The following is a 26,111-nucleotide window of genomic DNA, read 5'->3' as shown; positions in this document are numbered from 1 at the left end:
CTCCCTCTGTCAGGCCGCTGCCGGATAGCGCCCCTCACCCGGCAGCAAGCGCTGCCGACCTCTCCCCGTGAACGGGGAGAGGTGAAGATGCGCCCTCGATGAAGGCCGCGCGGATTGCCTCAGCACACGCCGACCTGAACCGCACAGGTCGCCCTGGCCCGCACGATGTTCTCGCGCAGCTTGTCGATGCCGACGGCGCCGACCACCACCTCGTCGCCGACGATATAGGTCGGCGTGCCGTTGATGCGCAGCAGTTCGGCGAGGCGGGCATTCTCTGCCAGCGTGTCGCGCACCTGGGCCGAGCCCAAATCGCGCTGGAGGCGCGTCATGTCGGCGCCAACCTCGCGCGCGACGTCCAGCGCACGGGCACGATCGGCCTGGCCGCGGCCACCGAGCAGCTTGGTGTGGAATTCCATATATTTGGGACCCTGGATCTGCATCTTCAGGGCCACGGCCACCTGGGCCGCCTCCACCGAACCCTGCGACAGGACCGGGAAGTCCTTCAGCACCAGGCGGATGCGCGGATCGGCGCGCAGGAGATCCAGCGTCTCGGCCAGCGCCCGCTTGCAGAAGCCGCAATTGTAATCGAAGAACTCGACCAGCGTGACATCGCCCTGCGGATTGCCGAGCACGACCTGGTTCGGCGAGCGGTAGAGCAATTCGCGATTGGCCTGGAAGGCCGTGGCACGCGAGCGCTCCTCGGCCTGGGCCTGGCGCTTCTCCAGTTCGACCAGCGCCTCCTGCAGCACCTCGGGGTTACGCAGCAGGTACTCGCGCACGATCGCCTCGATGCGCCCGCGCTCATCGGCGCTGACATTGGCGGTGGAGGCAGCGGGCGGCTGCGCAGCCTGCTGTGCACGCGACGGGGCAAGAGCCGCGCCTGCCAGGCCGATGGCGGCGATGCAGGCAAGGACGAGGGGGCGGAAAGCCATGGAGAAAGTCCTCAATTCGGCGTGCGCCGCTGGTTCCAGATGTCTTCGGCGCGCAACCAGCCCGGCGAGCCGGAGGGCAGCGAACCCTGAGCCCGGCGGGCAAGCCCGCGAGCGGTCGTGAGGTCGCCCTCATAGAGAGAGGCCTGAGCGGCGGCCAGATCGGCCTGACCGCGATCATTCTTGCGGCCATAGGCGATGGCCAGCTGGCGGTAGCCATCGGGGGCCTCCGGCTCGCGCTGGAGCGCCAGACGCAACTCGCGGATCGCCTCGTCCAGCACGGCTGGGTTGCCGGTGGCGACCAGGGCATGGCCCAGCATGATGCGGATGAGGCCGGCATTGGGGGCAAGCGCCACCGAGCGGCGCAGCGCCGGGATCGCCGCACCCGGCTGGCCGGTCTCCAGCAGGATCTGGCCCTTGATCTCGTGGAAATAGGGATTGTTCGGCTGGGCCCGGATCAGGTCGTCGGCCATGCCGGCAGCGCGGTTGCGGTCGCCGAAGCGGAACATCTGGATGGCGCGGGCATAGCGGGCCGGCAGCGAGACATCGGTCGGCGGATAGCGCCGGGTGATCGCGTCGGTACGGTCCATAAAGCCGATCAGCTTCGCGCGGGCGAGATCATGGCGGGCAATCAGCGCCGGCGGGTCCACCGCGTTGTAATGGGGGCTCGCCTTGGCCAGTGGCTCGATCGACTGGACGCGATCCTGCGGCACCGGATGGCTGATCGTGTAGGGGTCGACATTGCGCACAGCGAACAGGTTCTGGTCCTGCATGCGCTTGAATGTTTCCACCATGCCGCGGGCCGACTGGCCCGTCGCATTGAGATAGGTGATGGCGGAACGGTCGGCTGCCGCCTCCTCGCCGCGCTGATAGGAGAGCAGCGAGCGCTGGGCGACCTGCATGCCGCCGGTGAGCACGCCGGGCGCTGCCTCGCCGACGCCACTGACGCTGCGGCCACCAGCAGCACCCGCCGCCACCGCGCCGACGCCGGCCAGCATGCTGATCACCGCCATGATCTGCGCGCGCTCCATGGCCTCGCGCAGGCGCACCAGATGGCCGCCGGCAATATGGCCGGTCTCGTGGGCGATGACGCCGATCAGTTCGTTGGGCGTCTTGGAATCGATGATCGCGCCGGCATTGATGAAGACGCGCCGGCCATTGGCGACAAAGGCGTTGAAGCCCCGGCTGTTGATGATGACGACATTGGTCTGGCTGCCGCCGACATTGGCCGCGCGGAACAGCGGACGCGCATAGTCGCGCAGGAGGTTCTCGATCTCGGTGTCGCGGATCAGCGGCACGCCCGGCGGGATCGACTGGGCATGAGCAGGCATGACTGTGCCCAAGGCCAGAAGGCCTGCCAACGCCGCGGCGGCGATGCGGGTCGAAGTCTTGCGAAGCATCATCGTGGGCGGAACCTAGGGAAAGGGCATGAGCCGGTCAACGCAGGGCACGTTCACGTTCGGGCGAGACCGGTGACCGTCGCGCCCATCTGTGTTAGGCGCCAAGGACAATTCGCGTTCCCCCGCCAACATCCTGTTACAGGCCAAGCGGGCGAAACGATGACGAGGATGCCCATGTCCGATGCCCTGATTGCCCGAGCCCGGGCGGCGCGCCCGCTGATCACGCCGACCAAGCGCGGCTCGGTCGCGCCCTTCCTCGTGATGGACGTGATGACCGATGCCGCCAAGGCCGAGGCCGAGGGCAGAAGCGTCATCCATATGGAGGTCGGCCAGCCGGCGGCGCCGACCCCGATGTCGGTCCGCAAGGCGGCGGCGGACGCCCTGATGGAGGGCCAGATCGGTTACACGCTGGCGCTGGGCATTCCCGAGCTTCGCCAGCGCATTGCCCGCTATTATGCCGAGGCGCATGGCGTCGAAGTGCCGATTTCCCGCATCGCGGTGACGATGGGCTCGTCGTCGGCCTTCATCCTGTCGTTTCTCGCTCTGTTCGAGGTGGGCGACCGGGTGGCGATCGCGAGCCCGGGCTACCCGGCCTACAAGAACATCCTGGAGGCGCTGGGCTGCGAGGTCGTGTTCATCGAGACGACGGCGGCCACCCGCTACGCGATCACGCCGGACATGCTGGCGGCAGAGCACGCGAAGAAGCCGCTCAAGGGCCTGCTGATCGCCAGCCCCGCCAATCCGACCGGCACGATGATGACGCCGGAGGCGCTCTCTGCGCTGATCGAGGCGGCGCAGGATCTCGGCATCCGCTTCATCTCGGATGAGATCTACCATCGCCTGTCCTACGGCATGACCTGCGCCACCGCGCTTCAGACCTCCGACGATGTCGTGGTGATCAACTCGTTCTCGAAATATTACTGCATGACCGGCTGGCGGATCGGCTGGATGGTGGTGCCGGAGAGCCTGACACGGGCGGTCGAATGCCTGACGCAGAACCTGTTCATCTCGGCGCCGAAGCTCAGCCAGATGGCGGCTCTGGCCGCCTTCGATGCCGACGCGGAGCTTGAGGTGATCAAGGCCGGCTATGCGGCCAACCGCAAGGTGCTGCTCGAGGGCCTGCCCAAGGCCGGGCTGACGCGGCTTCTGCCGGTGGACGGCGCCTTCTACATCTATGCCGATATCGGCCACCTCACCAATGACTCGCTCGATTTTGCCCGGCGCATGCTGGCCGAGACCGGCGTTGCCGCGACGCCGGGGCCTGACTTCGACCCCTATGGCGGCATGCGCGCCATACGCTTCTCGTTCGCCGGCTCGACCGAGCATATGGAAGAGGCAGTGACGCGGCTGACGCGGTGGCTGACGTGAAGACCCTTCTTGTCACCGGCTTCGGCCCCTTTCCCGGCTGGGAGCGCAACCCGACGCCCGCCATGGTGCAGGCGGTAGCGCGGGCGCGCCTGCCGGGCATCCGGGTGGTGCCGCATGTGTTCAACACGGTCTACACCGAGGTGGAGCGCGACCTGCCGCGCCTGATCGATCTCGCAAAGCCCGATGCCGTGCTGCTGTTCGGTTTGGCCGGGCGCACCGGCCATCTCCGCATCGAGCGCCATGCCCACAATGTGACGACGCGCCGGGTGCCGGACGCCTCGGGTGTCTTTCACGTGCGGCCGGACATCGCCGATGGCGAGCCCTACCGGAAGTCCACCGGCTTTCGCACGCTGGCGCTGACCGAGACGCTCCGGCAGGCCGGCCTCAACGCGCGCCTGTCGGACAGTGCCGGCCAATACCTCTGCAACTTTTCCTATTGGCACGCGCTAGAGGCGGTGGCTGCCGGACGAACGGCGCGCGCGCTGTTCGTCCATGTGCCGCTGCCGCTCAGGTCCGGCCCCTCGGCGCGTGGCGACTTCACGCGGCGGCTGACCGAAGCCGATCTCGCCGACGCCGCGGTGATCGCGGCCAGCGCGATCATGGCCTGAGCGCTATTTGGCGAAGCCCGAGGTGAGTCCCCTCGCCCAGTCCTGGCGGCCGAGTTCGGCGGCGCGCGCGGCGGCGGCCTTCCAGTCATAGGGCACGGCGACCATGTCGATGCTGGTGAGCGCGCCATCAGCTGCGGAGACAATCGCATAGCGGGCATGGGGCGAGCCGACCTCGGAGACATGGGGCTCCGGCGGCGTCGGGTCGGAATAGGCCGGACAGCCGACGCTGCCGGGATTGAGGAGGGTGACAGCCGGGGTCTCAAGCTCGATGAGCCGGGCAAGATGGCTGTGGCCGCAGAGCGCGAGGCGCGCCGAACCGGGATCACCGAGGCGATGGCGCATCGACTCGGCGCCGGCCTGGACCAGCCGCCCGCCGGTCGCGTCTTCCATCAGATAGCGATTGTCGTCGGCGGGCGTCGCGTGGAAGGCCCGGATGCCGACGCCGGCCAGATCGAGGTCGAGCATGGTGGGCAGGCCGCCGAGCCAGGCGATGGCTTCGGCCGGCAATTCGTCGAGCGCGAACCGGTCGGAGAAATACATCTTCTCCGGATCCTCGGTCGCTACCCAGCGGTCGTGGTTCCCGCGCACGGTCGGCAGATCCAGCGCCATCAGTCGCTCCGCCGTCTCGCGCGGCCAGAGCGGCCCTGAGACGCAGTCGCCGAGATTGACGATGCGGGTGAGGTCGCGCGCGGCGATGTCGGCCAGAACCGCGTCGAGGGCGAGGACGTTGCCGTGGATATCGGCGATGACGGCGAGGCGCATGGGGGGAATCTCCTGGTGCCAAATCTGATGGCTCAAGCCGGACGACACAATCAACGCCGGCGCAGACCGTCCTCCCATTCCGGCACAGCTTCTCACGGCACGGCGCTTGCGCTTCTGACGTCAACCGCCCGGAGGCGCTGCCCCATGTCGCTGCCCATGTCGCTTAATCGCCGCTCGTTCCTGTTTGCCAGCGCCGCTGTTCTCGCGGTCCCCGCCTCGGCACGTGCTGCCGTGCTGGAAGGGACAGGTTTTGGCCTCCGCCCCGGCGCTTCCGACGATCAGACGCGCGCTTTCCAGCGTGCGGTGGATACCGCCGCCGGCTCGCGCATGCCGCTGAGCCTCGCCGCCGGCACCTACAAGGTCGGCGAGATCCGCATTCCCGCAGGCGCGCATATCCATGGCGTGCGTGGTCAGACGCGCCTCTTGTTCCAGGGCGGCACAGGCTGCCTGGTGGCGCCGCGCGCCGACCAGATCACGCTGTCGGGCCTTGTGGTCGACGGTCAGGGCAAGCCCCTGCCCGACCGGCGCGGCCTGATCTCGCTGCATCAGGGCCGCTCGGTGCGGGTCGAGGATTGCGAGATTGCCGGTTCCACCCATCACGGCCTGGTGCTGGAAGGGATCGAGGGCCTGGTCCGCGGCAACACCATTTCCGGTGTCGCCAAGGCGGGGCTGGTGGCGCTTGATTCGGCCGGGCTGACGATCAGCCAGAACACCATCCGCTCGGCGGCCAACAACGGCATTCTCGTCTGGCGCACCAATGCCGGCGACGACGGCACGATCGTCGACAGCAACCGCATCGAGGAGATTGGCGCGCGCGACGGCGGCTCCGGCCAGAACGGCAATGCCATCAATGTCTATCGCGCGGGCAATGTGACCATCTCGGGCAACCGCATCCGCGGCGCGGCCTTCTCCGCCATCCGCGCCAATGGTACGGCCAATATCTCGATCACCGGCAACAATTGCGCCTCGCTCGGCGAGGTCGCCATCTATGTCGAATTCGGCTTCGAAGGCGCGGTGGTCGCCAACAACATCATCGACGGCGCGGCACTCGGCATCGTCGCGACCAATTTCAACCATGGCGGCCGTCTCGCCAACATCCACGGCAACATCATCCGCAACCTCGTGGGCCAGCGCCCCGCCGGCACCGATCCGAACGATGCCTCGGGCATCGGCATCGCGGCGGAAGCCGATGCGGCGATCTCGTCGAACATCATCGAGGGGGCGCCGACCGCCGGCATCTGGCTCGGCTGGGGCCAGTACATGCGCGACCTCTCGGTCACCGCCAATGTCATCAAGGGTTCGCCGGTCGGCATCGCCGTGTCGGTGGCGCCGGGCGCGGGCGAAGCACTGGTTGCCAACAATCTGGTGCAGGGCGCGAGCCGCGGCGCAGTAGTCGGCATGGAGTGGAAGCGGCCCGTGACCGGCGACATGACGCGTGACGGCGTCGGGCGGTTCGCGCAGCTCACCGTGGCGGGCAACCGGGTGCGGTGAGTGCGCCGCACCGACCATTAATCCCTCGTTAACCGGATCAGTCCACCGTCCTCCGACCGGATAATTCATCCAGACGGAGGCGCCCATGCGCGCGCTGATCCCGACCGCCCTCGCCGCCCTGCTGATCACCGCGCTTCCTGCTGCGGCCCAGGAGGCTTGCGCGCCCACTCTGACCGAAACCTACACGACCGAAGCCATGGTGGCCGATGCCGAACTGCGCACCGCCAGCATGCGCGCGCTCGACGCCTGCGCCACGTTCGCCCGCGAACAGCAGCGCGCAACCGGTGAGATCGAGGAGCGCGTGCTGATCCAGATCGCAGCGCTTGCCGGGCGCAATGCGCTGGCGAGCTATGCCGCCGACGAGATCCCGCAGGGCACCGGCGTGGTGGCGAGCCTGCTCGAAAACGCCTTCGACCAACTCTATCCGCACCTGCGCGCGCTGCCCGAAATGGAGAATGCCGCGGTGATGCGCGCGCTGTTCTTCCAGATGGCCGACCAGGCCAGCACACGATCCACCGGCTCGACGCCGCGGCCGACCGAGAGGACCCAGCCATGATCCGCGACGAGCAGGACCTGCCGACGCTCACCGCTCCGCCGCTGAGCCCCGAGGCGAGCTTCGACGCCGAGGTCGCCGAAACGTTCTCGGTCACCTGGCTCGAGCCGGTCGCGCCCGCCCGCTCCTGATCCATCGCCCTATCGGCCGCCTTGCCCGGCAAAAGCCCGGCGGGCAAGGTCGCGCCTCATCGCGTGCGCCAGCCGGCGCTGCCGCCTGAGACGGAGCGACCCCTATGCTGCCGGGCCCGGCCTTCCCGCTGACCAGCGCCCATGTGGCGATCGATTCCGCGGCCTTTGTCCATCCGAGTGCCCAGATCTACGGGAAGGTGCGGCTTGGGGCCGGCGTCTCGGTCTGGCCCAATGCCGTCATCCGCGCGGAAGCCCATGAGGTGGTGATCGGCGAGGGGTCGAACGTCCAGGACTTCGTGATGATCCATGTCGGATCGGGCTTTCCGACCATCGTGGGCGCCAATTGCTCGATCACCCACCGCGTCACGCTGCATGGCTGCACGCTTGGCGACAATGTGCTGGTCGGCATCGGCGCGACCATTATGGATGGGTCGGTGATCGGCGAGAATTCGATCATTGCCGGCGGCGCCTTCCTGAAGGAAGGCACGATCGTGCCGGCGAATTCGATCGTCGCCGGCATTCCGGCCGTGGTGAAGGCCAGCCGCGACAACAGCCGGGCCAACCGCTTCAACGCCTGGCTCTACGCCAAGAATGCCGAGGCCTATGCCCGCGGCGAACATCGGGTGTGGGCTGATATCGACCTGTTGAATGCGCAAGCCAGGTTCGGCGCTGAGCCGTCTCAGTAGAGCTTCCGCTCGATCCGCAGCCGCAGCTCATATTGCTCCAGACCGGCGGTGATCGGCTCCCCATCCGGGCTGAAGGCGACGTCGGCACGGCGCCAGCCGTCGAAGCCATGGGTCGGTGCGGGGTTGGGCGGCAGGTCGAGGCCGAAGCGGAAATTGCTGATGCGGGCGCGCGAGACGACGATCGCCTCGGGCTTGCCGGCCTTGGTCAGCGGGAAGCGGCCGGAAACGATCATGCGGTTGCCCTCGTCGCGGGTCCAGCGCGGACCGTCGGCCGCGGCAATGCCGTGCATGTCGGAGATGAGCTCCACCAGCAAGCGGCCTTCGTCGTGGTCGCCGCCGAGCAGCGCCGGGCCAACGGCATCGCCGCTGAGGCGCAGTTCGTAGGACAGCATCGCTGTGGTGCGGGTGCGCTCGCTCTCGCGCATCAGCTGGACGCCGCCGCCGGCCACGATGACGAGACCAAGGGCCGCCAGGATCCGCGTCCAGGGCCTGGACCGCCGAGGTTCGGGAGGTTCTGCGGCCCCGCCTTCAGGCGATGTGCCGGCTTCGGTCTCGGAATTCATTGTCGTGCCCATGCGGTTCGTGCGGTCTTGCGAACCGGGGCACGGCAAACTGATACGACCGCCCCCGGCCGAGCACCGCGAGCGACGCCCCTGAAGGGGTCATCGCAATCGGCGCTTCGGGCATGGGTCGGGCCGAGAGGGCGAAAGGTTCAACGCCGGTCGAGGACGACCAGTTCCGGCGGCGCTTCAGCTATTTCTCGACGAAGGCCTTTTCGATGACGAAATGGCCCGGCTTGGAGATCGCGCCCTCGTCGAAGTGCTTTTCCTCCAGCATCTTGACCATGTCGGCGAGCAGGGCCGGCGAACCGCAGATCATCACGCGGTCATTGGCAGGATCGAGCGGCTGGAGACCGAGGTCTTCCTGCAGCTTGCCGGAGGCGAGCAGGTTGGTGATGCGGCCATTGTGGACGAAGGGCTCGCGGGTCACGGTCGGGTAATATTTGAGCTTCTCCCGGACCAGTTCGCCCATCAGCTCGTCGTTCGGCAGCTCGTCCTCGATATAGCCGCGATAGGCCTGTTCGGAGATCGTGCGCGTGCCGTGGATCAGCACCACGTTGTCGAACCGGTCATAGATGTCCGGGTCCTTGATAACGCTCATGAACGGGGCAAGGCCCGTGCCGGTGCCGCAGAGATAGAGGTTCTTGCCCGGCAGGAGCGCATCCTGCACCAGCGTGCCGGTGGGCTTGCGGCCGACCAGGACCGTGTCGCCCACCTTGATGTGCTGAAGCCTTGAGGTCAGGGGGCCGTTCGCCACCTTGATGGAGAAGAACTCCAGGGTCTCCTCGTAATTGGACGAGGCCATGGAATAGGCGCGCATGAGCGGCCGTCCCTCGATCTCCAGCCCGATCATCGTGAACTGCCCATTGACGAAGCGGAACGCCGGGTCGCGCGTCGTCTTGAACGAAAACAGACGGTCCGTGTAGTGCCGCACTTCGAGGACACGTTCGGAATTCAGGTTGGACATGGGCGGACCCTTGGGGAGCGAGGCGCGCTAGATCATTCGTACACAAATGATACTGCAACGCACCAATCTGACAAGACCTAAACGTGTGGGATGAGACGGTCATTGCGACGGGTCAAGAACGGACCGTACACGCCCGAAAAATAGCGAGAAACGGGCTGCAGAAGGCGCCTTTGGCAGATGATGTGGGTCATGGACCAGCCCTTTCGCAGATGGATCGTTCCCCGTGAGCCACGGCGCGGCTCCATCGATCTTCTGGGTGTCGCATGCAACTGGTCGCTTGTGAGGAGCCAGTTCGCGATGTCGACAAGACCAGATCGGAACCGACGGCCGTGCTGCCCTGACTCTCCTTGGCTCAGGGAGCCGGGTTGCCCTCGCGCGGGCTGGCCCTATGCTGCCGCAACTTCCGCACTCAGAGCCCCTGCCCCAGACATGCCCGACATCCTCTGCTTCGGTGAACCGCTCGGCGAGTTCAACCAGACCCGGCCCGGCGAGCCGAACTACCTGTTCGGCTATGGCGGCGACACGTCGAACTGCGCCATTGCCGCCGCCCGCTCCGGCGCCAGCGTCGGCGTGATCGGCGCGGTGGGCGACGACAGTTTCGGCCGGGGCTTCTTCGACCTCTGGCAGGCGGAGGGCATCGACACATCGGCGATGCGGCTCAGGTCCGGCGCCGATACCGGGCTCTATTTCGTGACCCATGGGCCGGAAGGTCACGAGTTCACCTATCGGCGGGCAGGGTCTGCCGCAGCCCGCGTCGAAGCCACCGATCTGCCGCTCGCGGCGATCAGCCAGGCCAAGATCCTGCATGTCTCGGGCATTTCGCAGGCGATCTCGCCCAATGCCAGCGATGCGGTGATCGCCGCCATAGAGGCTGCGCGAGCGGCGGGCGTCACCGTCTCCTATGACACCAACCTGCGCCTCCGGCTCTGGCCGATCGAGCGCGCCCGTGCCGTCACCAATGCCGCTATGGCGCTCGCCGACATCGCGCTTCCCGGTGTCGACGATGCCCGCCAGCTGACCGGCCGCGAGACGCCGGATGCCATCGCCGATTTCTATCTCGAGGGCGGTTCAAAGATTGTCGCCCTGACGCTTGGCAAGGACGGCGCCTTGATCGCGACGTCCACCGAGCGGCGCGTGATCCCGTCCATCCCGGTGAAGGCGGTGGATGCGACCGGCGCCGGCGATTGTTTCGACGGCGCCTTCCTCGCGGAATGGCTGAACAGTGGCGATCCCTTCGCCGCGGGCCGCTATGCCTGCGCGGCGGCGGCTCTCTCCGCCACCGGCTTCGGCGCTGTGGCGCCGCTGCCCCGGCGCGCGACTGTGCTCGCCGCGCTGGCGGGGGCCGAGGCTTAGGCAGCGCTTACTGGGTCGCGCCGCTCGCGCGGATCGGGCCGGCCCATTTGGCGATCTCGCTTTCCACGAGACGCTGGAGATAGGGGCCGCCGCGACGATCCGGCACCGCCATGGTCGCGCCCAGCGCCACGAGGCGATCCCTCACGGCAGCTGTGTCCATGGCCTCGATCGTGACGGCGCGCAGACGGGCCAGAATGGCGGGATCGACCGCCTTGTGCATGAAGAAGGCGTTCCAGGTATAGGCCTCGAAGCCCTGCAGACCCTGCTCCTGGGCGGTCCGCAGGTCCGGCAGCACGGCGGCACGGGCCGAGGTCATGGTCGCCAGCGCCTTGACCGTCCCGCCCTGGATATGGGGCAGAGCGGTGGAAGAAATCTCGCACATGTAGTCGACGCGGCCGCCGACCAGGTCCTGGATCGCCGGGGCCGAGCCGCGATAGGGCACGTGGGTCACGTCATTCGTGGCGATGACCGAATTGAGATAGAGGCAGCCGAGATGGACGGCCGAGCCGGCACCGGCCGAGGCATATTGGAGCTTGGACTGGTTCGCCTTCACATAGGCGATGAACTCCTGGAGGTTGCTGGCCGGGAAGTCCTTTCGGGTGATCAGGATCAGCGGCACCTCGGCGATCAGCGTCACGGGGGCGAAATCCGTCGCGGCGTTGTAGAGCGGCTCCTTGTAGAGCGTCTGGTTCACCGCATGGGTGCCGACCGTGCCGAGGACGAAGGAATAGCCATCCTGGCCCTGGCGGGCGACGCGCGCCGTGCCGGTCATGCCGCCGGCGCCGCCGACATTCTCGACAATGACCTGCTGCCCCAGGATCTGCGACATGCGTTCGGCCATGACGCGGCCGAGGACATCGGTCGGCCCACCCGCCGCGAAGGGGATGATCATGGTGACGGGCCGGGTCGGCCAGCTTTGCGCGAAGGCGGTTGCGGGCAGAGCCAAGAGGGCGGCGGCAAGCGCGGCACGGCGCGTCAGGCGGGCAAACATGGGCAACTCCTGAAAGGAACAACCTTCATCATGACCCAGCCGGCGCCACGGGGAAACCCTTATCCGGCGCAATGCCGCATGGGCGTCATGACGCACCCCACTGGCGCGCTGCGGATTTGCCTTTATGGTCCGCAGCCCCTCGATCCGGAGCCTTTCTGATGTCCCCCACCCGCATCGCCATTGCCGGCCTCGGCGCCATCGGCAAGACGCTCGCCCGCCGCATCTCGGATGGCACATTGCCCGGCCTGACACTGGCCGCGATCGCATCCGGTGACCGCGCCAAGGCAGAGGCCTGGCTGAAATCCGAGGGTATTGCCTGCCCGGTGGTCGATCTCGCGGACTTCCCCAAGCTCGCCGATCTCGCGGTGGAATGCGCACCGGCCTCGATCATCGAGGAGATCTGCGTGCCCATGCTGAAAGCGGGCAAGAAGGTGATGGTCCTGTCCTGCGGCGCGCTGTTGCCGCGCCCGCACCTGATGGAGCTTGCCAAGGCCCATGGCGGCCAGATCATCGTGCCGACCGGCGCACTGCTCGGCCTCGATGCGGTGACGGCCGCAGCCGAAGGGACGATCCATTCGGTGAAGATGACCACGCGCAAGCCGCCGGTGGGTCTGAAAGGCGCGCCCTATCTCATCGAGAAGGGCCTCGACATGGACAAGGTGACCACGCCGACGCTGGTGTTCTCGGGCACCGCGCGCGAGGCGGCCAAGGGCTTCCCGGCCAATGTGAATGTCGCCGCCGCCCTGTCGCTTGCCGGCATCGGCCCCGACCGCACGACCATCGACATCTGGGCCGATCCGGGCGTCACGCGGAACTGCCATTCGATCGAGGTCGACGCCGACTCCGCCAAGCTGACGCTGGCGATCGAGAACATCCCGTCGGAGAACCCGAAGACCGGGCGGATCACCGCGCTGTCGGTGATCGCGGCACTGCGCAAGCTCAACGCGCCGCTGCGCATCGGAACGTGACCTGATGGCGGCAGCCGACCTCCCGGTCCTGACCTTCTCCGACGCCGCCACCTTCGACGCCTGGCTCGATTCCGGCGGAGCGAGTTCGAGCGGCTGCTGGTTGGTCTTTGCCAAGAAGGGGTCTGGCGGTGTCACGCTGAGCCGTGACGAAGCCGTGGATATCGCGCTCTGCCACGGCTGGATCGACGGTCAGGCCAAGCCGATCGACGACAAGGCCTGGCGGGTCCGCTTCACGCCGCGCAGACCGCGCAGCATCTGGGCGGCGCTCAATCGCGACCGGGTGGAGAGGCTCTTCGCTGACGGCCGCATGAAGCCTGCTGGCCTTGCCGAGGTGGAGGCAGCCAAGGCCGATGGCCGATGGGCTATCGCCTATGAGCCGCCAAGCCGGATGGCCGTGCCGGACGACCTGCAACGGGCGCTCGACGACAATCCCCCAGCCAAAGCCCTGTTCGGCGCGCTCGACAGCGCCAACCGCTATGCCGTGCTCCACCGCGTCACGGCCGCGAAGAAGCCAGAGACGCGGACCAGCTGGATCGTCAAGCTGGTCGCCATGCTGGCGCGCGGCGAGACGATCCATCCGCGCCGCAAGAAGAGCCGGCATTGACCGAGGGTTGCCTCACCCATTCGGCTTGCAACTCCTCCGGCCCGCGCTAGTCTCATCCTTCAGACAGAACAGCGGCCCCCCGGACCAAGCCGCGACACATCCTGCTGGAGGAAACATGCAGCGCACCCTTCTCGCGGCCCTTGCGGCCTTCTCGACCCTTGTCTTCGCGGCCACCGGCGCTGTGGCGCAAACCTGGCCGAACCGTCCGATCACATGGATGGTGCCGTTCGCTGCCGGCGGCGGCACCGACGCCTTTGCCCGGCCGCTCGCCGCCCAGCTTGAAAAGCAACTCGGACAGGGCATCGTCATCGAGAACCGCGCCGGTGCCGGCGGCACGGCAGGCGCCTCGCTCGCCTCGCGCCAGCAGCCGGACGGCTATTACTTCTTCGTGGGCGCCGCTCATCACACGATCGCGCCGTCGCTCTATCCGCGCCTCGACTACAATATCGAAACCGACTTCATCCCGATCGCGGTGATCGCCCAGCCGCCGCAGGTGGTGGTGGTCAATCCGCGCCGGCTGAACGTCAATACGCTGGCCGAGCTGATCGCGGCCGCCCGCGCCAAGCCGGACACGCTGGTCTACGGTTCGGCCGGCATCGGCACGACGCACCATCTGACTGGTGAATTGTTCAAGCTCCTGACCCAGACACAGATCCGCCACGTGCCCTATCGTGGCGCCGGCCCGGCCATGGCCGACCTCGTCGCGGGCCAGATCGACATGATCTTCGACGGTCTCGGCACCTCGGCGCCGCAGATCACCGGCGGGCAGATCCGCGGCCTCGCCGTAGCTGCGCCGAAGCGCAACGGCGCCTTCCCCAACATGCCGACGACGTCGGAAGCCGGCCTCGCCAATTTCGACGTCTCGACCTGGTATGCGGTCTTCGCGGTGAAGGGAACGCCGCCGGCAATCGTCGAGCGCATGCAGCGCGAAATCCGCACCGCGCTCGCCGCACCGCAGATCGCGGAAGCCTGGGCTCGCAATGGCTCCGACATCCCGGCGCTGGAAGGCGCGGCCTTCGGGCAGTTCGTCTCGTCCGAAGTGGCGCGCTGGCGCAAGGTTGTCACGGACGCCGGCATCAAGCTGGAGTGAGGGGCGAGGATTCACTTTCCCAGCTCTCCAGGTCTGTCGCCTTTGGGGTTCGATCCCCCCACCCCTGACCCCTCCCCGCCGCAAGCGGGGGGAGGGGAATGGAGAGACTGCAGCGGACAAATGCGGCCGCCAAGAGTGCCGGACTGATAACCTTGAATTCAGGCTCACTCCTGACCGGCGGCATAATCGGTCCCCTCCCCCCGCTTGCGGCGGGGAGGGTTAGGGTGGGGGGCCATCACATCCCCGCCTTCCCCTCCAGACTCATCGCCAGAACCCTGGCCACATGCAGCGCCTCGCGACCGGCGCCGTCATGGATCTGATGCCGGCAGGAGGTTCCGTCCGCGACCACGATCGTCTCTACCGACGCCGCCCGCACCTTGGGCAGAAGCGACAGTTCAGCCATGGCCAATGAGGTGTCGATCGTGTCGGCATGATAGCCGAAGGCACCCGCCATGCCGCAGCAGGAGCTCTCCACCGTCTCGACCTTCAGGCCCGGAATGAGCCGCAGCGTGCCCTCCACCGCGCCCATGGCGCCGAAGGCCTTCTGGTGGCAATGGCCGTGCAGCAGCGCCGTTGTCTCCACCGGCTTCAAGGGCAATGAGAGGCGCCCGGCCTTGGCCTCGGCGGCAATGAACTCCTCGAACATCACCGCCTGACCCGCGACTGTCCTGGCCTCGTCCGACTTCAAGAGCGCCGGAATCTCGTCGCGCAGCGTCAGGAGGCAGGAGGGTTCGAGCCCGATTACCGGCACGCCGCGCGCGGCGAAGGGTGCGAGCGCTTCAACCAGCCGCTCGGCCTCGGCGCGCGCCCTGTCGATCATGCCGGTCGCCAGATAGGTGCGGCCGCAGCAGAGATTCCGCTTCGTGCCGTCGGCCGGCACGGCGTGGTGGATGCGATAGCCGCCGGCCTTCAGCACGGCGACGGCCGCGTCGAGGTTTTCGCGCTCGAAAGCGCGGTTGAACGTGTCTGCGAACAGGACGACTTCCGGTCCGCTCTCCGGCCCTTCGGCCGCAACCGAAGGCTGGAAGACGTCCGAGCGCCATTGCGGCAGCGAGCGCCTGGCCGAGAACTGCGCAAGCTTCTCCGAGGCCCAGGCAAGGCCCGGCACCTTGTCGCGCAGGTTCAAAAGCCAGGGCAGCTTCGCACCGAGGCCGGCATAGCGCGGCAGATGCGCCACCAGTCGCTCGTGCAGCTTCGCGCCATAGGCGTCAAAACGCTGCGCCTTCACCTCGATCTTCATCCGCGCCATGTCGACACCGGTCGGGCATTCGCGTTTGCAGGCCTTGCAGGAGACGCAGAGGGAGAGGGTCTCCTCCATCTCGGGCGCCAGCAGGGCCTGCGGACCGAGCTGGCCGGTCATGGCGAGGCGCAGGGTGTTGGCCCGGCCGCGGGTCACATGCTGCTCGTCGCGGGTGACGCGATAGCTCGGGCACATGGCGCCGCCATCGAGCTTCCGGCAGGTGCCGTTGTTGTTGCACATCTCGATCGCGCCAAGGAAACCCTGTGACGCGCCGGGATAGTCCGACCAGTCGAGCGCCGGCTTGATCTCCAGCCCCGAATAATCCGGCGGATAGCGAAAGAGCGTGCGGTCATCCATCCGCGGGGCGCGGGTGATCTTGCCGGGATTGTAGAGGCCGTCCGGATCGAAGCGGTCCTTCACCTCCTCGAAGGCGCGCACCAGACGCTCGCCGAACATCTGCTCGTGGAACTCGGAGCGGACGATGCCGTCGCCATGCTCGCCGGAATGCGAACCCTTGTATTTGCGCACGAGTTCGAAGGCCTGTTCCGCCATGGAGCGCATGCGCTTGGCATCGACATCGAGCTTCATGTTGAGCACGGGGCGCACATGCAGGCAGCCGACCGAGGCATGGGCGTACCAGGTGCCCTCGGTGCCATGGGCGCGGAAGATTTCGGTCAATCCGGCCGTATAGGCGGCGAGATCGGCCAGCGGTACGGCGCAATCCTCGACGAAAGAGACCGGCTTTCCAGCCTCCTTCATGCTCATCATGATGTTGAGGCCGGACGAGCGCATCTCGGTGACGGCGGCCTGCCAGGCTGGCTCGATCACCGTGATAACGCCGCCGAAGCGGGCGCCCGACCTGTCCCAGCCGAAGCCGAGATCGCCCATCAGGGCTTCGAGATCCTTCAGCTTCTGGAGGTTTTCGGCCTCGGTCTCCTCGGCGAATTCCACCACCAGCAGGGCGTCCGGATCGCCCTTCACCACCCGCTCGATGGTGGGGCGGAACATGGCGATGTCGCGGGCTAGGCCGATCATCGTGCGATCGACCAGCTCGACCGCGATCGGCTTCAGTTTCACCAGATGCTGGGCGGCATCCATCGCCTCGTGGAACGCGCCGAAATGGCAGATGCCGAAGACCTTGGGGCCGAGAAGCGGCCAAAGTTTCAGGTCGACAGCGGTGGTGAAGGCGAGCGTGCCCTCCGAGCCCACCAGGATATGCGCCATGTTGTTGGCCGAACCGTTCGGCACCAGCGCATCGAGATTGTAGCCGCCGACGCGGCGCTGGACCTTCGGGTACCGCGCCTCGACCTCGTCGGCCTCGCGGGCGCCGAGCGTCAGGAGATCGCGGGTCAGCGTGTCGGCATCGTTCCGCAGCGCCTCGTCGCGGGAGACCTCTCGAAACCAGCGGCGGTTGCCGTCGGCGAGCGCCGCCTCCACCGCGATGACATTGTTGCGCATCGTGCCGTAGCGCAGGCTGCGGCCGCCGCAGGAATTGTTGGCGGTCATACCGCCGATCGTGGCGCGCGAGGCGGTGGAGACGTCGACCGGGAACCAGAGCCCGTGCTTCTTCAACTGGCGGTTCAGGTCATCCAGCACGATGCCCGGCTCAACGCGGGCATGCCTGCCCGCGACATCGAGGGCCAGGATGGAATTCAGCTTCTTCGAGCAGTCAACCACGAGGGAGGAATTGACCGTCTGGCCGCATTGCGAGGTGCCGCCGCCGCGCGGCAGGACTGTTACGCCGGCCTCGCGGGCAATGGCGATGGCGCGGATGGCGTCGTCCATCGTGTCGGGGACAACCGCGCCGATCGGGGTGATCTGGTAGATCGAGGCGTCGGTTGCATAGCGGCCGCGCGAGAAGCGATCGAACAGGATATCGCCGCGCACCTCGGCGGCGAGGCGGGACTGGAGATTGGATTCGGTCATCGCTCTTCCTATTCGGTCGTCTTCTCGGCGTCGGCCATGGAGCACAAACGTCATCCCCGGCCGAGCGCAGCGAGGGGAAGGGGATCCAGGGGCCACGAGGATCGTGCTCCCGGCTCCTGGACCCCCTTCCCTCGACGCTGGCGCGTCTCGCCGGGGGTGACGTGTGGACCCGATCTTCCAAGGTCGATCAGCGCAAACGGCTTGACTTGAATTTTGCATTCATTATTCATTCTGGCAAGAGGCGTCGATGGCCTCGTTTGTCCGTGAGGAGACAACCATGGCCCAGAACGCCCCCCGCAAGGCCGGCCGGCACTTCCTGCAGATTCCCGGCCCCTCGCCCGTGCCGGAGCGCGTTCTGACGGCGATCGCCCGCCAGACCATCGACCATCGCGGCCCGGATTTCGGCAAGCTCGGCCTCTCGGTGCTCGACGGCATGCGCTCGATCTTCAAGACCAAGGGCGCCGTGGTGATCTATCCGGCGTCGGGCACCGGCGCCTGGGAGGCTGCCCTCGCCAACACGCTGTCGCCCGGCGACAAGGTGCTGATGGTGGAAACCGGCCATTTCGCCACGCTGTGGAAGACCATGGCCGGCAAGCTCGGCATCGAGACGACCTTCATCGGCTCGGACTGGCGCACCGGCGCCGATGCCGGCCAGATCGAGCAGGCTCTGCGCGCCGATAGCGGCCACACGTTCAAGGCGGTCTGCGTCGTCCACAACGAGACCTCGACCGGTTGTACGTCGCGCATCGACGAAGTGCGCAAGGCGATCGATGCCGCCAAGCACCCGGCGCTCCTGATGGTCGACACGATCTCCTCGCTCGCCTCCATCGACTACCGCCATGACGAATGGGGCGTCGACGTCACGGTGGCGGGTTCGCAGAAGGGGCTGATGCTGCCGCCGGGCCTGTCGTTCAACGCGATTTCCGAGAAGGCGCTGGCCGCCGCCAAGGCCGCCAAGCTGCCGCGCAGCTTCTGGGTCTGGGACGAGATGATCGCGGCCGGAAAGTCCGGCTATTTCCCCTATACGCCGGCGACCAACCTGCTCTACGGCCTCGATGAGGCGATCAAGATGCTGCACGAGGAAGGCCTGGACAACGTCTTCGCCCGCCACGACCGTCTGGCGGAAGCCACCCGCCGGGCCGTCACCGCCTGGGGTCTCGATATCCTCTGCAAGGACCCGAAATATTATTCCTCGGTGCTAACCGGCGTGGTCATGCCCGACGGCGTGGATGCCGACGCGGTGCGCGCCACTATCCTCGATGCCTTCGACATGTCGCTCGGCACCGGCCTGTCGAAGGTCTCGAAGAAGATCTTCCGCATCGGCCATCTTGGCGACATCAACGACCTCACCCTGGTCGGCGCACTCGCGGGCGTCGAGATGGGCCTTGGGCTCGCCAATGTGCCGCACAGCAAGGGCGGCGTTCAGGCGGCGATGGACTATCTGGCGGCGAGCGCGAAAAAGGCGGCGTGAGGCGCGGGATCACCCCATGAACGAGCATCCCCTCATCGCCCGTCGATCACTCGCCACGGAACTGACCGAGCGGCTGCGCGACATGATTGTCGAGGGGACGCTGGCCGCCGGCTCGAAGATCTCCGAGCCGGATCTCTGCGAGACCTTCGGCGTGTCGCGCACGCCGCTGCGCGAGGCGCTGAAGGTTCTGGCGGCCGAGGGGCTGGTGCAGCTCACCCCCAATCGCGGCGCGACCGTTGCCCGCATCGAGCCCGGCGCGATCGAGGAACTGTTCCCGATCATGGGCATGCTGGAGGCGTTGGCCGGTGAACTCGCCTGCGCGCGCCTGACCGACCGGGATCTCAGGAAGCTCGAGGCCATGCATGGCCGGATGGTCACGCACTGGAAGGCCGGCGAGTGGGTGCCCTATTCCAGGCTCAACCGGGAAATCCACGAGCAGATCTTCGTGCTGGCCGGCAACCAGACGCTGGCGGGGCTCTATCAGAGCCTGATGGTGAAGATCCATGCGGTGCGCTTCGTCGCCCGCAAGAGCCCGGAGCGCTGGGCCGAAGCCATCGACGACCATGAGCGGATGATGGTGGCGCTGCGCGCGCGCGACGGGGCGGGCCTGTCGTCACTGATGCGCGAGCATCTCCGGCACAAGGCGGATGTGGTGCACGAGGCGCTCAGGCAGCTTGATCGGTAGGATTGGCAAGATCGCGGCGATCACCCCACCCCAACCCTCCCCTCGTTGAGGGGAGGGAGAATGGCGCGCCCGGACCTTCCCCAAGCGCCCCAAAGACGAGCCTGAACTCCGCGGAACATAACCGACAGCGCAATCTGCCCCCTCCCCTCATCGAGGGGAGGGTTGGGGTGGGGTGACATCAGCATCGCCATTGCCACCCGCCATGCCAGCCATGCACACCCCACCGCATTGCCAGCGAGCCCCTGACGCCCCACCTTGATGCCGAAGCTGTTACCTGACCGGGTGTCCCGATGACCGCCTTTTCCATCCTCGATCTCGCCCCCGTGCCCGAGGGCAAGCGCCCGGGCGACGCGCTGCGCAACACGATCGATCTCGCCCGCCACGCCGACAAGCTCGGCTACACGCGCTATTGGCTCGCCGAGCACCACAATATGGTGGGCATTGCGAGCGCCGCGACGTCGATCGTCATCGGACAGGTGGCGGCGGCGACATCACGCATCCGCGTCGGCGCCGGCGGCATCATGCTGCCGAACCATGCGCCGATGATCATTGCCGAGCAGTTCGGCACGCTGGCGGAGCTGTTCCCCGGCCGCATCGATCTCGGCCTCGGCCGGGCGCCCGGCACCGACCAGCGCACCTTGCGCGCGCTGCGCGTCGATCCGATGGATTCCGACAATTTCCCCAATGACGTGCTGGAGCTGCAGGCCTTCCTGGCCGATCCAGCGCCGGAGCAGACGCTGCGTGCCGTCCCCGGCTTCGGCACAAATGTGCCCTTGTGGATCCTCGGCTCCAGCCTGTTCGGCTCGCAGCTCGCCGCCATGCTGGGGCTCCCTTACGCCTTCGCCTCGCATTTCGCCCCCGATGCCCTGATGCAGGCGCTTCAGGTCTATCGCGAGCGGTTCAAGCCGTCCGAGCAGCTGCAGCGGTCCCACGCCATGGTCGGCTGCAACGTGTTCCTGGCTGAGACGGATGCGGAAGCCGAGCGGCTCTTTACGTCGGCGCAGCAGCGCGCCACCGGCATCTTCCGTGGCGCGCGCGGCTACCTGCCGCCGCCGATCGACGATATCGAGACGTTCTGGTCGCATTCCGAGCGCGTGCAGGTCGGCCGGATGCTCGCCTGTTCCTTCGTCGGATCGCGCGAGACGGTCAGGGCCGGGCTCGAAAGCTTCATTGAGCAGACCGGCGCGGACGAGCTGATGGTGGCCTCCGCGATCTTCGACCATGACGCGCGGGTGCGCTCGTATGCGCTGCTGGACGAGGTGACGAAGACGCTGGGACGCACCGAACAGGCGGCGTGAGACCGCTCAGCCGAAGCGCATGAACATCCGCGCATAGGGCTGCTTGAGTGCCTTGATGGCGGCCTTGATGGCAGCGATGTCGTTGCTCGCCAGCGCGCTGCGCAGGCTCGTCACCGAGGAGAAGAGCGGCGCCATTGCCTCGTCGAGCGCAGCAGCCTGGGCCACCGGGCGGTTCTTGCGCAGTTCATCCGCGAGGTAGGCCAGGACAGCCACATCCTCGCGCAAGGCCAGAAGGCCAGTCGGGCTGAAGCCGTCATAGGGTGCAGCTGCGATTTTTTCCATATGCTCGTGATAGGCGTTCATGTGGTCGGAGAACACGATCACGCCATTGCGGGCCCGCAAAGCGGCGAGCCGTGCACGGATCTTCTCCAGCACATCATGGGACTCGGCGAGTTTTCCCGCCTCGGCCAGCGCCTTCGCCTCTTCATTGATCCGGCCAATCTCGGTGAGCGTCTCGGCGAGCGCCGGATCGTCGGCATATTGCGGGGGCGGGGACGCCCGCCACACTGCCACAAGTGCGGCCCATTTGGCCGCGAAGCCGTCGATCGCCTGCAAGCTGGCCGTGCGGTCGTTCTGGTTGGTGCGGGACAGCGCGGCGCGATAGTCGCCATAGGCTGCCTGCACCTGTTGCTCGGCCTCGCGGAACGGGCCGGCCGCCACCTCCCCGGCAAAGATGGACAAGGCAGTGATTGTCACCATCATGAGGCGGCGCATCGGAAACTCCGGAAGGCAGGGGAAGCAGGGCAAACCTTTTATATGCGTATATTCGCATTTACATATTGACCTGCCGCAAGCCGGATCACGCCTGCACAAATTCCAATGCGCGGCTATAGAAGACCCATGTCCTCCCCATCCCCCGCCTATTCCCCCTCGACCGCCCATCTCGACCTCGGCGACGGATTCTTCGATCCGGTCGAGGCCGCGCACTTTCCCGCCCATACACTACGCTATCGCAACCAGCGCTGGGCCGAGAGGATCGGGCTCGGCGGGCTCACCGATGACCAGTGGATCGCCCATTTCGGTCGGTTCCAGCCGCTGCCGGAGAACATCCCGCAGCCGGTGGCGCTGCGCTATCACGGTCACCAGTTCCGCTCCTACAATCCGGAGATCGGTGACGGGCGCGGCTTCCTGTTCGCTCAAGCGCGTGACGGTGAGGGTCGACTGCTCGACCTCGCCACCAAGGGCTCAGGCCAGACGCCCTATTCGCGCTTCGGCGATGGCCGCCTGACCCTGAAGGGCGGCGTGCGCGAGGTGCTTGCGACCGCCATGCTGGAAGCCTTCGGCGTCTACACGTCGAAGAGCTTCTCGCTGATCGAGACGGGCGAGGCCCTGCAGCGGCAGGACGAACCCTCCCCGACCCGCTCCTCCGTGCTGGTGCGGCTGTCGCACAGCCATGTGCGTTTCGGCACCTTCCAGCGGCTGCTGGCCGAGAACGATCAGGCGCGGATAGCGCAACTGGTCGGCCATTGTGTTCGGCATTATCACCCGCAGGCCGCCCGCGGCGGCGATGTTGCTCTGGAAGCCCCTGCCCTGCTGGAAGCCGTGGCGAAGGCCGCCGGCGCCATGGTGGCCGAATGGATGCTGGCGGGCTTCGTCCACGGAGTGCTCAACACCGACAATATGGTGGTGACCGGCGAGAGCTTCGACTACGGGCCCTGGCGCTTCCTGCCGCATTACGAGCCGGGCTTCACCGCAGCCTATTTCGACCAGACCGGGCTCTATGCCTATGGTCGCCAGCCCGGCGCTGTCGCGTGGAACTTTGAGCGCTTCGCCGAATGCCTGACGCTGGTGGCGCCCGTCGCTGACCTCGAAACCGCGCTGAAGACCTATGGGCCGGCCTTCAACGAGCGCCTGCGGCGCATGGCGACCGGCCGTCTCGGCGTGATGGCGAAGGACGAGGCGGCGGATGAGGAACTGCTCGCCGCCTTCTTCCAGTTTCTCCATCACTCCAAAGCGCCGTTCGAGCGCACGATCTTCGACTGGCATGGTGGCGCCGGTCGGCGGGATTTCGCGATCGCCGGGCCCTCGGCTGCGCACTACCAGGGCGAGGCGTTCGACCGGTTCTTTGCAGCGCTCGCCGCTCACGAGCCCATCGGCGTCACCCCCGAGGCCGAGGTCTATTTCAGCGGGCCTGCTCCCGCGACACTGACCATCGACGAGGTCGAAAAGCTCTGGGCGCCCATTGCGGAGGCGGACGACTGGAGCCTGTTCACCGCCAAGCTCGCCCATATCGATCAGGCGCGCCTTGCCTTCGGCTTGCATCCTGCCCGCTGACGCGCTTCCCTCGCGCGTCCCGTTCCCACCGTCGAAAGCGCCCGCATGTCCGACCCGACGGCCCCTGGCTTCCTCTCCTACGCGCAGAATTTCGAGGACTACCACCTGTCGCTCTTGTTCGCGGGCCAGCAGGACGGCTTCTACTGCGATGTCGGCGGCGGCCATGTGGTGGCCGACAATGTCAGTTTCTCGTTCTACGAGCGCGGCTGGCGCGGCATCGTGGTGGAGCCGCAGGCGCCGCTGGCCGCTGCCTACCGGACGGTTCGCCCACGCGATGTGCTGGTCAATGCACTCTGCGGACGCGCCAGCGGCGAGAGCGACTTCTTCCAAGCCGACCGGTTCCACGGCCTGTCGACGACAGTCAGCCAGCACGCCGACGCGGCGAGTGCTGCCGGCATCGCCACGACTGCCCACCGCCTGCCGGTGTTGACGCTCGCGGACCTCTTCGCGGCCCATGCGCCGGCGTCGATCGATTTCCTCAAGGTGGATGTCGAGGGCGCCGAGGCCGAAGTGCTGGCCGGCAATGACTGGCAGCGCTTTCGCCCGCGCGTCGTCATGCTGGAGGCGGTGGCCCCCTGGTCGATGGCCGATGTCTCGGCGGATTTCCTGCCGATCCTGAGTGCCGCAGGCTATCGCGACGTCTATTTCGACAATCTCAACCGCTTCTACATGCCCGAGGAGGGTCTGGCGCTGGCCGAGCGGCTGCCGAAGGCCCTGCCCGACTGGAAGGCCATGCGCCATCTCGGCGAGTATGGCCCCGCCCATGAGGACGCGACCCATCCGGACCATCAGTTGGCGAAGATGCTGGACCCCGCCCTGTTCCCGCGCCTCAACGCCATGACCTCGGCCGAGCTTGCCGGCATTCTGCCGCCGGGCGTCGATCCGGTCGCGGACGAGACCCGAGCGGCCCTGGCCCGCATCGCCTGCTATTTCGACGGCGGGTTCATCATCGGCTGATCCCCGTTCGACCGGCTTGCCACCGGCCGAGTGCTCGTGTTGGGTCGGTGCAACAGGACAAGGCATCCCCCAGAGGCACGATGGCCGACGACATTCCCTTCGAACGCGCCGACGAGGCCGTGCCCGGCCGCCCCGAGCAGCTCTCGCCGCTGATCCGCCGGGTGCTCTGCGGCAATCCGGGCCCCTTCACCTTCAAGGGCACGGTCACCTATGTGATCGGGACCGGCCGGGTGGCGATCGTCGATCCCGGCCCGGACGATCCGGCTCACCACGCAGCCATCCTGGAGGCGGTGAAGGGCGAGACCGTCGAGGCCATCCTCGTCACCCATACCCATCGCGACCATTCGCCGGGCACGCCTGCGCTGAAGGCGGCGACCGGCGCCAAGGTCTATGCCGAGGGGCCGCATCGCGCGTCGCGCGCGCTCCACGAGGGCGAGGCCAACACGATGGATGCCTCTGGCGACCGCGAGTTCCGGCCCGATGTGGCGCTGGCCGATGGCGAGGTTGTCTCCGGGCCCGGCTGGACGCTGGAGGGCGTGTTCACGCCCGGCCATTGCGCCAACCACATGGCCTTTTCGCTGCGCGAGGAGAACACGCTCCTGTCGGGCGATCATGTCATGGCCTGGTCGACGTCGATTGTCGCGCCACCCGACGGGTCGATGGGCGACTACATGGCCTCGCTCGCCAAGCTGCGCGCCCGCGACGAGCAGATCTTCTGGCCGGGCCATGGCGGGCCGGTGAAGGATCCGCAGCGCTTCATGCGGGCGCTGGCCCATCACCGGCTACAGCGTGAGGCGGCGATCATCCGGCGGATCACGGCGGGAGACAGCCTCATTCCGGATATTGTGGCGGCGATCTACGAGGGGCTCGATCCCCGGCTGAAGGGCGCGGCAGGCCTGAGCGTCTTCGCCCATCTGGAGGATATGGTGGAGCGCGGACTGGTGGCCACCGATGGCGCACCAGCGCTGAAGGGTGCGTTCAGGGTGGTGTGAGGCATCTGCGCGCGCACTTGGCCTCCCCGGCCAATTGGCATTAGAAGCCTCGCGCATGACAGCCACCAGCGAAGACGAGTTGCAGAAGCTCAAGGATATCGGCCGGATCGTCGCGAACACGCTGGCGACCATGGGCAAGGCGATCGAGCCGGGCATGACCACGGCTGAGCTCGATGCGATCGGGCGCAGGGAGCTTGATCTGGCCGGCGCCCGCTCCGCCCCCGAACTCGCCTATGGCTTTCCCGGCGCCACCTGCATCAGCGTCAACGAGGAGATCGCCCACGGCATCCCCGGCGACCGGGTGATCGCGGCCGGCGATCTCGTGAATATCGACGTCTCCGCCGAGAAGGCCGGATTGTTCGCCGATACCGGTGCATCCTTTGCGGTTCCGCCCGTCACGCGGGCCATCGAAAAACTCTGTCGCGACGGTCGCCGCGCCATGTGGGCCGGTATCGGCGAAGTCGCTGCGGGGCGGCCAATCGCCGGGATCGGCAATGCCATCGGCGCCTTCGCACGGAAGAACCGCTATACGCTGGTGCGCAATCTCGCCAGCCATGGCGTGGGCAAGTCCCTGCACGAATATCCGACCGAAATCGCGACCTGGCCGGACAAGTCCGAGCGGCGGATGATCACCGAAGGCCTGGTCTTCACGGTTGAGCCGTTCCTGTCGCTTGGCGCCGAACTGGCCGAGGATGGCGACGACCCCTGGACGCTCTACAGCGAGCCCCGCGCGCTGACCGTCCAGTACGAGCACACGGTCATTGCCACCCGCCAGGGCGCACTGGTGCTGACGCTCCCCGGCTGACG

General features: G+C 67.2%; 25 protein-coding genes. 17 read left to right on the top strand and 8 right to left on the bottom strand.

Annotation, left to right across the window (positions count from 1 at the left end):
• Positions 1 to 119: 119 nt before the first annotated feature.
• Positions 120 to 932, bottom strand: a complete 813-nt coding sequence (locus tag E8L99_RS12675) for a DsbA family protein (RefSeq protein ID WP_137099881.1) — start codon at positions 930 to 932, stop codon at positions 120 to 122.
• Between the two features lie 11 nt (positions 933 to 943).
• Entirely contained in the window at positions 944 to 2,332 is a 1,389-nt protein-coding gene (locus E8L99_RS12670) for a M48 family metalloprotease (protein WP_137099880.1), read from the bottom strand.
• A 171-nt stretch (positions 2,333 to 2,503) separates the two neighbouring features.
• Here E8L99_RS12670 and E8L99_RS12665 point away from each other — a divergent pair, with 171 nt between their 5' ends.
• On the top strand, positions 2,504 to 3,697 hold the full coding sequence (locus E8L99_RS12665) for a pyridoxal phosphate-dependent aminotransferase (protein ID WP_137099879.1): 1,194 nt from the start codon (positions 2,504 to 2,506) through the stop codon (positions 3,695 to 3,697).
• Positions 3,694 to 4,305, top strand: a complete 612-nt coding sequence (locus tag E8L99_RS12660) for a pyroglutamyl-peptidase I (RefSeq protein ID WP_168201662.1) — start codon at positions 3,694 to 3,696, stop codon at positions 4,303 to 4,305. Before E8L99_RS12665 ends, E8L99_RS12660 begins: the two co-directional genes overlap by 4 nt.
• 3 nt (positions 4,306 to 4,308) lie before the next feature.
• On the opposite strand, the gene E8L99_RS12655 is transcribed toward E8L99_RS12660, so the two are convergent.
• On the bottom strand, positions 4,309 to 5,067 hold the full coding sequence (locus E8L99_RS12655) for a metallophosphoesterase family protein (RefSeq protein WP_137099877.1): 759 nt from the start codon (positions 5,065 to 5,067) through the stop codon (positions 4,309 to 4,311).
• Positions 5,068 to 5,223: 156 nt separating this feature from the next.
• Between E8L99_RS12655 and E8L99_RS12650 the strand changes: the two genes are divergently transcribed.
• From E8L99_RS12650 to E8L99_RS12640, 4 genes are all read left to right on the top strand, one after another.
• On the top strand, positions 5,224 to 6,558 hold the full coding sequence (locus E8L99_RS12650) for a TIGR03808 family TAT-translocated repetitive protein (protein WP_137102097.1): 1,335 nt from the start codon (positions 5,224 to 5,226) through the stop codon (positions 6,556 to 6,558).
• Between the two features lie 85 nt (positions 6,559 to 6,643).
• Entirely contained in the window at positions 6,644 to 7,114 is a 471-nt protein-coding gene (locus E8L99_RS12645) for a hypothetical protein (RefSeq protein WP_137099876.1), read from the top strand.
• Complete coding sequence (locus E8L99_RS24045; protein WP_256371366.1) at positions 7,111 to 7,242, top strand: hypothetical protein; 132 nt, start codon at positions 7,111 to 7,113, stop codon at positions 7,240 to 7,242. Before E8L99_RS12645 ends, E8L99_RS24045 begins: the two co-directional genes overlap by 4 nt.
• A 104-nt stretch (positions 7,243 to 7,346) precedes the next feature.
• Entirely contained in the window at positions 7,347 to 7,928 is a 582-nt protein-coding gene (locus E8L99_RS12640) for a gamma carbonic anhydrase family protein (RefSeq protein WP_137099875.1), read from the top strand.
• Here E8L99_RS12640 and E8L99_RS12635 read toward each other — a convergent pair.
• A complete protein-coding gene (locus E8L99_RS12635; RefSeq protein ID WP_137099874.1) occupies positions 7,922 to 8,491 on the bottom strand; it encodes a hypothetical protein in 570 nt (189 codons plus the stop codon). The genes E8L99_RS12640 and E8L99_RS12635 overlap by 7 nt on opposite strands.
• Positions 8,492 to 8,681: 190 nt before the next feature.
• Positions 8,682 to 9,455, bottom strand: coding sequence for a ferredoxin--NADP reductase (locus E8L99_RS12630; RefSeq protein ID WP_137099873.1), 774 nt, complete (start codon positions 9,453 to 9,455; stop codon positions 8,682 to 8,684).
• Between the two features lie 429 nt (positions 9,456 to 9,884).
• Between E8L99_RS12630 and E8L99_RS12625 the strand changes: the two genes are divergently transcribed.
• Positions 9,885 to 10,808 carry a sugar kinase gene (locus E8L99_RS12625; protein WP_137099872.1) on the top strand — a complete coding sequence of 308 codons (924 nt, stop codon included), beginning with the start codon at positions 9,885 to 9,887 and terminating at the stop codon, positions 10,806 to 10,808.
• Between the two features lie 7 nt (positions 10,809 to 10,815).
• Here E8L99_RS12625 and E8L99_RS12620 read toward each other — a convergent pair whose 3' ends face one another.
• On the bottom strand, positions 10,816 to 11,799 hold the full coding sequence (locus E8L99_RS12620; protein WP_168201661.1) for a tripartite tricarboxylate transporter substrate-binding protein: 984 nt from the start codon (positions 11,797 to 11,799) through the stop codon (positions 10,816 to 10,818).
• 158 nt (positions 11,800 to 11,957) lie between these two features.
• Between E8L99_RS12620 and E8L99_RS12615 the strand changes: the two genes are divergently transcribed.
• The 3 genes from E8L99_RS12615 to E8L99_RS12605 all read left to right on the top strand — a co-directional run bounded on the left by E8L99_RS12615 (position 11,958) and on the right by E8L99_RS12605 (position 14,461).
• Positions 11,958 to 12,767 carry an aspartate dehydrogenase gene (locus E8L99_RS12615; RefSeq protein WP_137099870.1) on the top strand — a complete coding sequence of 270 codons (810 nt, stop codon included), beginning with the start codon at positions 11,958 to 11,960 and terminating at the stop codon, positions 12,765 to 12,767.
• Between the two features lie 4 nt (positions 12,768 to 12,771).
• Positions 12,772 to 13,371 carry a YdeI/OmpD-associated family protein gene (locus E8L99_RS12610; RefSeq protein ID WP_137099869.1) on the top strand — a complete coding sequence of 200 codons (600 nt, stop codon included), beginning with the start codon at positions 12,772 to 12,774 and terminating at the stop codon, positions 13,369 to 13,371.
• A 115-nt stretch (positions 13,372 to 13,486) separates the two neighbouring features.
• A complete protein-coding gene (locus E8L99_RS12605) occupies positions 13,487 to 14,461 on the top strand; it encodes a Bug family tripartite tricarboxylate transporter substrate binding protein (protein WP_137099868.1) in 975 nt (324 codons plus the stop codon).
• 235 nt (positions 14,462 to 14,696) lie between these two features.
• On the opposite strand, the gene E8L99_RS12600 is transcribed toward E8L99_RS12605, so the two are convergent.
• On the bottom strand, positions 14,697 to 17,627 hold the full coding sequence (locus E8L99_RS12600) for an FAD-binding and (Fe-S)-binding domain-containing protein (protein WP_137099867.1): 2,931 nt from the start codon (positions 17,625 to 17,627) through the stop codon (positions 14,697 to 14,699).
• 277 nt (positions 17,628 to 17,904) lie between these two features.
• Between E8L99_RS12600 and E8L99_RS12595 the strand changes: the two genes are divergently transcribed.
• The 3 genes from E8L99_RS12595 to E8L99_RS12585 all read left to right on the top strand — a co-directional run bounded on the left by E8L99_RS12595 (position 17,905) and on the right by E8L99_RS12585 (position 21,081).
• Positions 17,905 to 19,098 carry a pyridoxal-phosphate-dependent aminotransferase family protein gene (locus E8L99_RS12595; protein ID WP_137099866.1) on the top strand — a complete coding sequence of 398 codons (1,194 nt, stop codon included), beginning with the start codon at positions 17,905 to 17,907 and terminating at the stop codon, positions 19,096 to 19,098.
• Between the two features lie 16 nt (positions 19,099 to 19,114).
• Positions 19,115 to 19,783, top strand: a complete 669-nt coding sequence (locus tag E8L99_RS12590) for a GntR family transcriptional regulator (protein WP_137099865.1) — start codon at positions 19,115 to 19,117, stop codon at positions 19,781 to 19,783.
• Between the two features lie 290 nt (positions 19,784 to 20,073).
• Positions 20,074 to 21,081 carry an LLM class flavin-dependent oxidoreductase gene (locus E8L99_RS12585; RefSeq protein ID WP_137099864.1) on the top strand — a complete coding sequence of 336 codons (1,008 nt, stop codon included), beginning with the start codon at positions 20,074 to 20,076 and terminating at the stop codon, positions 21,079 to 21,081.
• 6 nt (positions 21,082 to 21,087) lie between these two features.
• Here the strand turns inward: E8L99_RS12585 and E8L99_RS12580 are convergent, their stop codons facing one another.
• On the bottom strand, positions 21,088 to 21,795 hold the full coding sequence (locus E8L99_RS12580) for a hypothetical protein (protein ID WP_137099863.1): 708 nt from the start codon (positions 21,793 to 21,795) through the stop codon (positions 21,088 to 21,090).
• Positions 21,796 to 21,921: 126 nt separating this feature from the next.
• On the opposite strand from E8L99_RS12580, the gene E8L99_RS12575 reads away from it, so the two are divergent.
• From E8L99_RS12575 to map, 4 genes are all read left to right on the top strand, one after another.
• Positions 21,922 to 23,355, top strand: a complete 1,434-nt coding sequence (locus E8L99_RS12575) for a protein adenylyltransferase SelO family protein (RefSeq protein ID WP_137099862.1) — start codon at positions 21,922 to 21,924, stop codon at positions 23,353 to 23,355.
• A gap of 45 nt (positions 23,356 to 23,400) precedes the next feature.
• A complete protein-coding gene (locus E8L99_RS12570; RefSeq protein WP_137099861.1) occupies positions 23,401 to 24,312 on the top strand; it encodes an FkbM family methyltransferase in 912 nt (303 codons plus the stop codon).
• Between the two features lie 80 nt (positions 24,313 to 24,392).
• Complete coding sequence (locus E8L99_RS12565) at positions 24,393 to 25,304, top strand: MBL fold metallo-hydrolase (protein WP_137099860.1); 912 nt, start codon at positions 24,393 to 24,395, stop codon at positions 25,302 to 25,304.
• 55 nt (positions 25,305 to 25,359) lie between these two features.
• A complete protein-coding gene (gene map, locus E8L99_RS12560; RefSeq protein ID WP_137099859.1) occupies positions 25,360 to 26,109 on the top strand; it encodes a type I methionyl aminopeptidase in 750 nt (249 codons plus the stop codon).
• Positions 26,110 to 26,111: the final 2 nt, after the last annotated feature.

Origin of the sequence: Phreatobacter aquaticus (assembly GCF_005160265.1) — a bacterium.
GTDB classification, from domain to species: Bacteria; Pseudomonadota; Alphaproteobacteria; order Rhizobiales; family Phreatobacteraceae; genus Phreatobacter; species Phreatobacter aquaticus.
The sequence above is the reverse complement of the archived record's forward strand: the minus strand, read 5'-3'. Positions and strand labels throughout refer to the sequence as shown.

Bases quoted from the DNA above. Each gene is read 5' to 3' on its own strand.
- E8L99_RS12675 (WP_137099881.1), bottom strand. From the start codon at position 932: ATGGCTTTCCGCCCCCTCGTCCTTGCCTGCATCGCCGCCATCGGCCTG.
- E8L99_RS12670 (WP_137099880.1), bottom strand. From the start codon at position 2,332: ATGATGCTTCGCAAGACTTCGACCCGCATCGCCGCCGCGGCGTTGGCA.
- E8L99_RS12665 (WP_137099879.1), top strand. From the start codon at position 2,504: ATGTCCGATGCCCTGATTGCCCGAGCCCGGGCGGCGCGCCCGCTGATC.
- E8L99_RS12655 (WP_137099877.1), bottom strand. From the start codon at position 5,067: ATGCGCCTCGCCGTCATCGCCGATATCCACGGCAACGTCCTCGCCCTC.
- E8L99_RS12650 (WP_137102097.1), top strand. From the start codon at position 5,224: ATGTCGCTTAATCGCCGCTCGTTCCTGTTTGCCAGCGCCGCTGTTCTC.
- E8L99_RS12645 (WP_137099876.1), top strand. From the start codon at position 6,644: ATGCGCGCGCTGATCCCGACCGCCCTCGCCGCCCTGCTGATCACCGCG.
- E8L99_RS24045 (WP_256371366.1), top strand. From the start codon at position 7,111: ATGATCCGCGACGAGCAGGACCTGCCGACGCTCACCGCTCCGCCGCTG.
- E8L99_RS12640 (WP_137099875.1), top strand. From the start codon at position 7,347: ATGCTGCCGGGCCCGGCCTTCCCGCTGACCAGCGCCCATGTGGCGATC.
- E8L99_RS12635 (WP_137099874.1), bottom strand. From the start codon at position 8,491: ATGAATTCCGAGACCGAAGCCGGCACATCGCCTGAAGGCGGGGCCGCA.
- E8L99_RS12630 (WP_137099873.1), bottom strand. From the start codon at position 9,455: ATGTCCAACCTGAATTCCGAACGTGTCCTCGAAGTGCGGCACTACACG.
- E8L99_RS12625 (WP_137099872.1), top strand. From the start codon at position 9,885: ATGCCCGACATCCTCTGCTTCGGTGAACCGCTCGGCGAGTTCAACCAG.
- E8L99_RS12620 (WP_168201661.1), bottom strand. From the start codon at position 11,799: ATGTTTGCCCGCCTGACGCGCCGTGCCGCGCTTGCCGCCGCCCTCTTG.
- E8L99_RS12615 (WP_137099870.1), top strand. From the start codon at position 11,958: ATGTCCCCCACCCGCATCGCCATTGCCGGCCTCGGCGCCATCGGCAAG.
- E8L99_RS12610 (WP_137099869.1), top strand. From the start codon at position 12,772: ATGGCGGCAGCCGACCTCCCGGTCCTGACCTTCTCCGACGCCGCCACC.
- E8L99_RS12605 (WP_137099868.1), top strand. From the start codon at position 13,487: ATGCAGCGCACCCTTCTCGCGGCCCTTGCGGCCTTCTCGACCCTTGTC.
- E8L99_RS12600 (WP_137099867.1), bottom strand. From the start codon at position 17,627: ATGACCGAATCCAATCTCCAGTCCCGCCTCGCCGCCGAGGTGCGCGGC.
- E8L99_RS12595 (WP_137099866.1), top strand. From the start codon at position 17,905: ATGGCCCAGAACGCCCCCCGCAAGGCCGGCCGGCACTTCCTGCAGATT.
- E8L99_RS12590 (WP_137099865.1), top strand. From the start codon at position 19,115: ATGAACGAGCATCCCCTCATCGCCCGTCGATCACTCGCCACGGAACTG.
- E8L99_RS12585 (WP_137099864.1), top strand. From the start codon at position 20,074: ATGACCGCCTTTTCCATCCTCGATCTCGCCCCCGTGCCCGAGGGCAAG.
- E8L99_RS12580 (WP_137099863.1), bottom strand. From the start codon at position 21,795: ATGCGCCGCCTCATGATGGTGACAATCACTGCCTTGTCCATCTTTGCC.
- E8L99_RS12575 (WP_137099862.1), top strand. From the start codon at position 21,922: ATGTCCTCCCCATCCCCCGCCTATTCCCCCTCGACCGCCCATCTCGAC.
- E8L99_RS12570 (WP_137099861.1), top strand. From the start codon at position 23,401: ATGTCCGACCCGACGGCCCCTGGCTTCCTCTCCTACGCGCAGAATTTC.
- E8L99_RS12565 (WP_137099860.1), top strand. From the start codon at position 24,393: ATGGCCGACGACATTCCCTTCGAACGCGCCGACGAGGCCGTGCCCGGC.
- map (WP_137099859.1), top strand. From the start codon at position 25,360: ATGACAGCCACCAGCGAAGACGAGTTGCAGAAGCTCAAGGATATCGGC.